Raw genomic sequence first — 3,251 nt, forward strand, 5'->3', positions numbered from 1 at the left:
CCCGGCCTTCGCCACCGCACCGGCGCTGCTGTTCGTCGCCGTGCTGATGACCTCGGGCCTGGCCGAAATCGACTGGGACGACATCACCGTCGCCGCACCGGTGGTGATCACCGCCCTGGCGATGCCATTCACTTATTCCATCGCCAACGGCATTGCCTTCGGTTTCATCGCCTGGACCGCCATCAAGCTGCTTTCGGGCCGCTACCGTGAGCTGAACCCGGCGCTGGTGATCCTGTCGATTCTGTTTGTGATCAAGCTGGGCTGGTTCAACGCATGACTTTTGACGCCGCAAGCTACACCGTTCAACTGGAAGAAAAGGTCACGCGCCTGCGTGACCTGCTGGCGCCGTTCGACGCGCCAGAGCCTCAGGTTTTCGACTCGCCGTTGCAGAACTTCCGCCTGCGGGCGGAGTTCCGCCTGTGGCGCGAAGAGGGTCAGCGCCACTACGCAATGTTCTCCCAGGACGACAAGCGCACACCGATCCTCATTGAAGAGTTTCCGATTGCCAGCCTGCGCATCAACCAATTGATGCCGCAACTCAAGGCCGCCTGGCAAGCCAGCGCCGCCCTGAGCCACAAGCTGTTCCAGGTGGAGTTCCTCACCACCCTGGCCGGCGACGCGATGATCACCCTGTGCTATCACCGCCCGCTGGACGAGCATTGGCATACGGCGGCGAACAAGCTGGCGGCAGACCTGAACGTCAGCATCATCGGGCGTTCCAAGGGCAAGCGCGATGTGATCGGCCGCGATTACGTGGTCGAGAAACTCGACGTCGGCGGTCGCACCTTCAGCTATCGCCAGCCTGAAGGCGCGTTCACCCAGCCCAACGGCACGGTGAACCAGAAGATGCTCAACTGGGCGTACGAAGCGCTCGGCGACCGCAGTGACGATTTGCTGGAGCTGTACTGCGGCAACGGCAACTTCACCCTGCCCCTGGCCACTCGCGTGCGCAAAGTGCTGGCCACCGAGATCAGCAAGACTTCGGTGAACGCGGCGCTGAGCAACCTCGATGAAAACGCGGTGGATAACGTCACCCTGGTGCGTTTGTCTGCCGAAGAGCTGACCGAGGCCTTGAATGAAGTGCGGCCGTTCCGTCGCCTGCACGGCATCGACCTCAAGAGCTACGAGTTTGGCAGCGTGTTCGTCGACCCGCCGCGTGCCGGCATGGACCCGGACACCTGCGAGCTGACCCGGCGCTTCGAGAACATCCTGTACATCTCCTGCAACCCGGAGACGTTGGCGGCGAACATTGCGCAACTGCATGACACGCACCGGATTACCCAGTGCGCGATGTTTGACCAGTTCCCGTGGACGCACCACATGGAATCGGGTGTGTTACTGACCCGGCGTTAAATCCCCAGCACTGCAAAAATCAAAATGTGGGAGCCGTCGAGCTTTAGCGAGGCCGCGATGGCGGTGGGTCAGACAGAAAAATGTCATCAGCCCCGCCGCCATTGCAGCCTCGCCAAGGCTCGACAGCTCCCACAGTGGATCGGTGTGTTAGCCGATATAGCCATCATGCCGATGGCTGGAAATACCCCGCCAACGCCCGCAGGTCCTGCTCGTTCAGCAACCCTGCAAAATACTTCAGTTGTATCCGCGCCAGCAGATACGCATGCCGCGCATCCGCCAGGTCACGGCGGGCCGTGAACAGTTGCTGCTCGGCATCCAGCACATCGAGGTTGACGCGCTCGCCACCGGTCACGCTTTTCTTCGTCGCCGTCACCAGGGCGGTGGCCGAGCTGACCGCCATTTCATACGCCCGCACTTTGGCCGCGCCGCTGGTGTTGAGGTTGAATTGCTTGCGCAGTTCGATCAGCGTCCTGGCGGTCTGCGCGTCCAGTTCATATTGGGCCTGGGACAGTTGATTGGCGGCCTGACGGGTTGACGCCGACACCGAGCCACCGGCGAACAGCGGCAGGCTGACCTGGATGCCGACGCTGTTGGTATCGTACTTCTGGTTGTAGCTGCTTTCCGAATCCGAGCTGGTCTGGCGGCTGCTCGCATACAGGCTGACCTTGGGCATGTGCCCGGCGCGCTTGCGCTCCACTTCGTATTCGGCGACGTCCAGCGCGTGGTGCTGGGATTTGAGCTCCGGGTTGTTGGCCATCGCCATTTCCCGCCAGGTCTCGAAACGGTTGGGCTCCAGCGGCGGGATCTCGAACTGGCGAGTCAGCGGCGCCAACTCGTCTATCTGCAACGGCTGGCCCACAATCGCTTCCAGCTCGCGCAAGGCTGCGTCCTGGGTGTCCAGGGATTCGATCTCTTCGGCCTGGGCCAGGCTCAGGCGTGCCTGGGTTTCCAGCACATCGGTGCGGGTGCCCTCGCCGCCCTTGAGCAGCCGTTCATTGAGTTGCAGGCGCTCGGCATACGCGCGTTTCTGGGCGCGGCTCAGCTCGATCCGCTCCTGGGCCAGCAACGCCTGGCTGTAGGCGCTCAACACCCGCACGGCCAGTTCCTGGCTCTTGCTGCGAAAGCGTTCATCGGCAAACAGCGCCTGCGCTGCACCCTGGCGATAGCGCGCATAGGCTTCGTAATCGAGCAGCGGTTGTTGCAGGGTCAGGGTCGAGGCATAGCTGCGGTAATCGCGGTCGCTGGTGACGTTGCCCACCGCCGTCGACTGGGTGACTTCGGATTCATTGCGCGAGTTGTTGTAGCTCCAGGACAGGTTCGGCAACAGCCCGGCGCGGCCGATGATGCGGTTTTCCTCGCCGGCCTCGCGCTCCTGGATTGCCGCCTGAAACGTCGGATCGTTGCGCAGGGCCAAGTCATAGGCGTCGAGCAATCCCAGCGCCTGAACCGATCCACTGCAGGCACAACACAGACCGAATAACAGCGCCTTCATTCTTCCACCAACGCCATGTGAGTCCGATCCATCAAGGGTTTGAACAGGTAGTTGAGCATCGAGCGCTCACCGGTTTTGACGAACGCTTCCACCGGCATGCCCGGGCGAATCTGCAAGCCGTCGAGCTGGCGCATGCCAGCTGCACTGACCTGGGCGCGCAAGGTGTAATACGGCTCATCGGTGCGCTCGTCGACCTGGCGGTCGGCCGACACCAGCGTCACTTCACCGGCAATGCGTGGGGTGGTGCTCTGGTTGAACGCCGAGAACAGCAACTCCACCGGCAAGCCCGGGTGCACCTTGTCGACCATCTGCACCGGCACCCGCGCTTCCACCAGCAGTGGTTCGCCCTGGGGCACGATGTCCATCAGCGCCTGGCCGGGCTTGATCACGCCGCCTTCGGTGTACA

3 protein-coding genes and 1 pseudogene are annotated in these 3,251 nt (G+C 62.5%); 2 read left to right on the forward strand and 2 right to left on the reverse strand.

Annotation, left to right across the window (positions count from 1 at the left end; translation table 11 throughout):
* Nucleotides 1-277: pseudogene (locus HX846_RS27605) on the forward strand (NCS2 family permease); the annotation flags it as partial.
* The gene (trmA, locus tag HX846_RS27610; protein WP_177081793.1) at nucleotides 274-1,353 is read left to right on the forward strand and encodes a tRNA (uridine(54)-C5)-methyltransferase TrmA; all 1,080 of its coding nucleotides are present in this window, start codon (nucleotides 274-276) and stop codon (nucleotides 1,351-1,353) included. The pseudogene HX846_RS27605 and the gene trmA, both read left to right, overlap by 4 nt.
* 163 nt (nucleotides 1,354-1,516) lie before the next feature.
* On the opposite strand, the gene HX846_RS27615 is transcribed toward trmA, so the two are convergent.
* Complete coding sequence (locus HX846_RS27615; protein ID WP_177020964.1) at nucleotides 1,517-2,845, reverse strand: TolC family outer membrane protein; 1,329 nt, start codon at nucleotides 2,843-2,845, stop codon at nucleotides 1,517-1,519.
* On the reverse strand, nucleotides 2,842-3,251 hold a 410-nt coding region (locus tag HX846_RS27620; protein ID WP_178966507.1), incomplete at its 5' end, for an HlyD family secretion protein. The genes HX846_RS27620 and HX846_RS27615, both read right to left, overlap by 4 nt.

It is taken from the genome of Pseudomonas sp. K5002 (assembly GCF_013386655.1).
In the GTDB taxonomy this organism is placed as follows: domain Bacteria; phylum Pseudomonadota; class Gammaproteobacteria; order Pseudomonadales; family Pseudomonadaceae; genus Aquipseudomonas.